Origin of the sequence: Methylophaga sp. UBA4204, from assembly GCF_002379485.1 — a bacterium.
GTDB lineage: Bacteria > Pseudomonadota > Gammaproteobacteria > Nitrosococcales > Methylophagaceae > Methylophaga.
In genome coordinates this window covers 81368-86122 of sequence record NZ_DFTU01000037.1, presented here as the reverse complement: position 1 = coordinate 86122, position 4755 = coordinate 81368, and the positions used below count along the sequence as shown (strand labels likewise).

Here is a 4755-nt window from a genome sequence, read left to right as displayed (position 1 = left end):
TTTCATCACCCATTCAGTCGCAGTTCAGTTAAGTATTGTTACTCTGACTTAAACTTCAGTATGTGGAGTAAGTCATGCACAAATATATTGTTCATCTCGTTGGTATCAACGATACCTATTCTTCTGACATATCTTCACACACTCTACACGGGCAACAGTTCAGATGGATAATGCTTTCTGGAACTCAGCTGATGAAAACCGATGACATGTTAAGCTCAAAAAATCATGTCCTTTCGATCGGTCGATAATCAGCTATGAATTTACGTTTGGCAGGATTTATCTTTCTTTGCAGTAACAATTTCTGGTTGGGGGGCGTTCAGGCTCAGGTTCCCTACACCGTTACTGAAGGCAATAAACTGGATTCACAAACCTATCAAGGCTATTTGCTTTATCGAAACTGGTGTGCCCGTTGTCATGGCACTTTCGCCCAGGGACTGGCTGGCCCCAATTTAGCGAAAAGTCTTAAACAGACCTCAAAAGACGAATTCATGCAGGTATTGGTCAAAGGTAAAAATGGTCGTATCGGCATCATGCCTGGATTTAATGATAATCCCCAGGTCATCAATGGCAGAGAGCAACTTTATAATTATTTACGCGCCCGGGCAGACAATGCTATTGGCCCGGTGCAACCTGAGCAGGGATCAAAATGATACATTCACCCCAAACCTGCAGTTTGCTATTATCCACTTATAACAAGCACACTAAAATTAAGGTTATTACATGAAATTTTCCTGGTATCTGTTACTTCTGATGCTAACGTTACCTTTATCTGGTTACACCGACCATTTGCCGCCTGAAGCAGAGGCGGGAACCAGTATTAACGATATCGCCCTACCGCTGACCAAAAAAACTGCCGCAGAATTAGCTCAGGTTGAAACCGGTGGACGGGTTTTATCGGTAGATCAGGAACAATATCAAAACCATACAATTTTCCGCGTCAAAGTCCTGCATGTTGATGGTAAGGTGAAAACCTACCGCCTGGATCGGCAAACCGGATATCAAATGCAATAGCTATGCGTGTTTTATTAATTGAAGATGAACCTCACCTGCGCGAACAGATCGGTCAGCATTTACGTCAACATCAACTTACTGTAGATATGAGTGCAGACGGTGAAGAAGGCTTATTCCTCGGCTCTGAATATCCGTATGACGTTGCTGTTATTGATTTGGGGCTACCTAAACTTTCCGGAATCGAGGTCATCAAACAGCTTCGCGAACAAAACATCACTTTTCCCATTTTGATCCTGACTGCTCGCGGTCGCTGGCAAGATAAAGTCGAAGGGCTTGAAGCCGGTGCCGATGATTATCTGGTCAAACCCTTTCATTTTGAAGAATTACTGGCGCGTTTAAATGCGCTGGCGCGTCGTGCTGCAGGCTGGTCAAATTCCACTATGCGTTGTGGACCGGTAGAACTCAATCCAGCTTCTCAGCAAGTAACGGTTAATCAGTCGGCAATTGAATTAACTGCATTTGAATACCGTCTATTACATTATCTGATGCTGCACGCTGGAGAAGTTATTTCCAAAACTGAACTGACGGATCACATATATGAACAGGATCAGGATCGCGACAGCAATGTCATAGAAGTATTTGTCAAAAGGCTGAGAAATAAACTGGATCCGGATAAATCAATAAATCCGATAGAAACATTACGAGGCCGGGGTTATCGGCTGACGCTGCCTCGTGAATAAACTCAACTTATCACTGACCAATCGACAGCTGATTGCCGTTACGCTGGTATTAAGTGCGTTTCTGGGTATCTCGGCTTTCAGTTTATTTAATGCCTTTGCTGGAAGCGCCGAAACAGCCCAGAAACAACGTTTATTAAATTATGTTTATACCCTGCTGACTGCTGCTGAAATCAGCCATGACGGTAAGTTACATATGCAGGAAAGTCTGGCTGAACCAAAATTTTCTATTCCCAATTCAGGTCTTTACGCACAAATTACCAGTGGTAATAAAATTGTCTGGCAATCCCCTTCGGCTATTGGTTTATTTTTGGCTCTTCCCTATCATCCTGGCCCTTCAGAACAGTTATATAGTCAGATTAATCTTGATAATGGCATGAAGTTACAGAATCTCGCATTTGGGATTGTTTGGGAAAATGACGATGGTGAACATTTTGATTACACCATTAATGTTTCTGAAGATCAGCATATGCTGGAAGCACAGATAGATGAGTTTCAGTTAAACCTCTGGTACTGGCTCGGTGGAACCGGATTGATGTTGTTAATTGCCCAATGGTTAATCTTGCGTTGGAGTTTACAACCGCTACATAAAGCAGCAGCTGATTTACACGCTATTGAAGCGGGAAAACAACAACGTCTGGGTGATGACTATCCCAGCGAGTTACAACAGCTCACCCGAAATATTAATAACCTGTTGGATCACGAACAATCTCGTCGACAACGCTATAAAAATTCACTCGCGGATCTGGCGCATAGCCTGAAAACCCCCTTGGCTTTATTACGTTCTGAACTGGAAAGCTGTGATGATGTAACCGCCTGTAAATTGACCGGTGAGGAACAGTTGGATCGCATTAATGCTCTCGTCGATTATCAATTGCAACGTGCTGCCACTGAAGGCAAAAGTAACTTACTGGCGCCGGTTTCGATTGGAGAAATCATCACTAAATTGATGAATTCACTAAAAAAAGTCTACCAAAGTAAAAATATCCATACGCAATGCGAAATTGAACGAGATGCCATGCTGCATGCTGACGAAGGCGATATGTACGAGTTACTCGGCAATCTATTGGAAAACGCATTCAAATACTGCGACCAACAGGTCAATATCGTTTTACGCCAGCAAAATCGCAGAATTGTCGTGCGTATTGAAGATGATGGTCCTGGCGTTCCAGCACATGCCAGTGCAGATATCATCAAACGTGGCAGACGTATGGATACCCAGATTGAAGGTCAGGGACTGGGCTTGGCAATTGCCAGCGATATCGTCGAAGCTTATCAGGGCAAAATCAGTGTGCAGCAAAGCTATCTGGGTGGTGCATGCTTTTTAATCGAACTTATCGATCACTGATTTTGCTGTAATTGCTGCAGATATTTAAACAATAGTCGGGCAGATTTTGGCGGCTGTTGTTTGGCGGCTTCCTGCTTGGCATTCCGGACCAACTGTCTTACGTGTTGATTATCAAAATCTTCAAAATAACCGCGTAGATCTGTCACAACAGTATCGTCTTCTGCTAATAAGCGATCCCGCCAGTTTTCCAGTTGATGAAACTGGTCAGTTTGAGCCTGTTTAGGCTGCTTCAGCTGTTCCAGTTTCTGCTGTATTTCTTCATGATCCAGTCGGGCAATAATGCCACCGATATAACCGGTCTGCCGTTTTAAGGCCCCTTTACTCATGGTTTGGGCTTTAAGAACCGCTTCAGTTAAATCTTCGTCCAGCTCCAGTTTTAATAAGTCTTTTTTTGGCAGCTCTATTAAATCCTGACCTAACTTTCTTAACGCATCGAGTTCTCGTTTAATACGCGATTTACTCTTGGGAATCGAAGACCAATCAAATTCCTCATCAAGGTGATCCTGTTCAAATTCTTCATTCATTTTTTATTCACCTTGTACTGTAACGATCACACGACGCTGCTGCCGATGCGTTCTGTGTTCCCATAAATAGATTCCCTGCCAGATCCCCAAAGCACATTTTCCATTACTGACCGGTACCACCAGATCGGGATTAGTCAACACGGTACGGATATGCGCGCTCATATCATCCGGACCTTCATCCTGATGTAAAAACATGGGATCTCCATCGGGGACGATATGTTGCATGTAGGTTTCCAGATCACGTCTGACATCAGGGTCAGCATTTTCACAAATCATCAAAGAAGCACTGGTGTGTTGGACAAACACATGACAGGTTCCGGTAGTGATTCCCGAAGCAGATACAATTTTAGCCACATCATCAGTGATATTGATGGTGCTGCGGCCTTTCAATTCAAATTGTAATTGTTGTTGCAAAATCATTTTGTTCTACCTTTTTCAAAAGCAGCAAAGGTATTACCCGAATCGAGGCTCTTCCTTACTAAATCCCCTGCTCTATTCTGATCTGAAACCAATCCACAGTGCCATAAAGCCATTGCTGCTCCATAAACCAGCAAATCATAAGCCACCCCTTTTTCACCCTGCAATGCCGCAATTCCACGTTGGGCTGACTCTGCTGCTGTCAGTTGATCCAAATCAGGCATAACGCCTCGAGTCTGCTGATCAACACCAAATGCCTGAGGATCCAATGAACAGGGTTTTAATGCACCATCGATCAATAAAAAGTTATCCGAGGTTTCACGTAAGGTTGGCACAATCCCGCCTTCCAGACCACGTACGATCAATGCGCTGTCAAAGCCGCTCTGTTTGGCAAGATAAGCCAACACTGGCGGATAGGCTTTATGTACAAAGCCTATTTGTAGATGCGTTTTCTTAGCCTTAACCGGCATCACCAGCTTTTCCAATGTCGCCAGACTAGGGCGTTTAATCATCAAACGGCGTAAATCCTGTAACGCAAACAAACTGGGTGTGGTAATTGCCTGATCAAGATAGGCCCAGCCGGTATCAGCATGGTTTAGTTGTTCGGCCGCTTCAGCGACCGTCAACTGAATATTCACACCCGCTGCTTCTAACACCTGTGCATGGGTGACACCAAATTTCGGTGCCATTTGGTAAACACCTTGCGATAACGCTGGCAAACCACAAGCTGCCATTACGGCAGGGAAAAATGCCGCTATTGGACAATGGCGGCTAAAGC

Annotated in this window: 7 protein-coding genes; 4 read left to right on the top strand and 3 right to left on the bottom strand. The window is 44.2% G+C overall.

Features of this window, described 5'->3' with window-relative positions; translation table 11 throughout:
• Nucleotides 1-254: 254 nt before the first annotated feature.
• The 4 genes from B3182_RS05500 to B3182_RS05485 all read left to right on the top strand — a co-directional run bounded on the left by B3182_RS05500 (nt 255) and on the right by B3182_RS05485 (nt 3036).
• A complete protein-coding gene (locus tag B3182_RS05500) occupies nt 255-650 on the top strand; it encodes a c-type cytochrome (RefSeq protein ID WP_292356844.1) in 396 nt (131 codons plus the stop codon).
• Nucleotides 651-720: 70 nt separating this feature from the next.
• Entirely contained in the window at nt 721-1011 is a 291-nt protein-coding gene (locus B3182_RS05495) for a PepSY domain-containing protein (protein ID WP_292356846.1), read from the top strand.
• A gap of 2 nt (nt 1012-1013) precedes the next feature.
• On the top strand, nt 1014-1691 hold the full coding sequence (locus B3182_RS05490) for a response regulator transcription factor (RefSeq protein WP_292356848.1): 678 nt from the start codon (nt 1014-1016) through the stop codon (nt 1689-1691).
• Nucleotides 1684-3036, top strand: a complete 1353-nt coding sequence (locus B3182_RS05485; protein ID WP_292356850.1) for an ATP-binding protein — start codon at nt 1684-1686, stop codon at nt 3034-3036. The genes B3182_RS05490 and B3182_RS05485 overlap by 8 nt, the downstream gene beginning before the upstream one ends.
• Here B3182_RS05485 and yjgA read toward each other — a convergent pair.
• From yjgA to B3182_RS05470, 3 genes are all read right to left on the bottom strand, one after another.
• Nucleotides 3030-3560 carry a ribosome biogenesis factor YjgA gene (yjgA, locus tag B3182_RS05480; protein WP_292356852.1) on the bottom strand — a complete coding sequence of 177 codons (531 nt, stop codon included), beginning with the start codon at nt 3558-3560 and terminating at the stop codon, nt 3030-3032. The genes B3182_RS05485 and yjgA overlap by 7 nt on opposite strands.
• 3 nt (nt 3561-3563) lie before the next feature.
• Nucleotides 3564-3980 (bottom strand): secondary thiamine-phosphate synthase enzyme YjbQ, encoded by a 417-nt coding sequence (locus tag B3182_RS05475; protein ID WP_292356854.1) that lies wholly within the window; start codon nt 3978-3980, stop codon nt 3564-3566.
• The coding region (locus tag B3182_RS05470; protein ID WP_292751883.1) for an anthranilate phosphoribosyltransferase at nt 3977-4755 on the bottom strand (779 nt) is incomplete at its 5' end. The genes B3182_RS05470 and B3182_RS05475, both read right to left, overlap by 4 nt.

Excerpts from the sequence above, each read along its gene's own strand:
- B3182_RS05490 (WP_292356848.1), top strand. The coding sequence starts at position 1,014 with ATGCGTGTTTTATTAATTGAAGATGAACCTCACCTGCGCGAACAGATC.
- B3182_RS05475 (WP_292356854.1), bottom strand. The coding sequence starts at position 3,980 with ATGATTTTGCAACAACAATTACAATTTGAATTGAAAGGCCGCAGCACC.
- B3182_RS05495 (WP_292356846.1), top strand. The coding sequence starts at position 721 with ATGAAATTTTCCTGGTATCTGTTACTTCTGATGCTAACGTTACCTTTA.
- B3182_RS05500 (WP_292356844.1), top strand. The coding sequence starts at position 255 with ATGAATTTACGTTTGGCAGGATTTATCTTTCTTTGCAGTAACAATTTC.
- yjgA (WP_292356852.1), bottom strand. The coding sequence starts at position 3,560 with ATGAATGAAGAATTTGAACAGGATCACCTTGATGAGGAATTTGATTGG.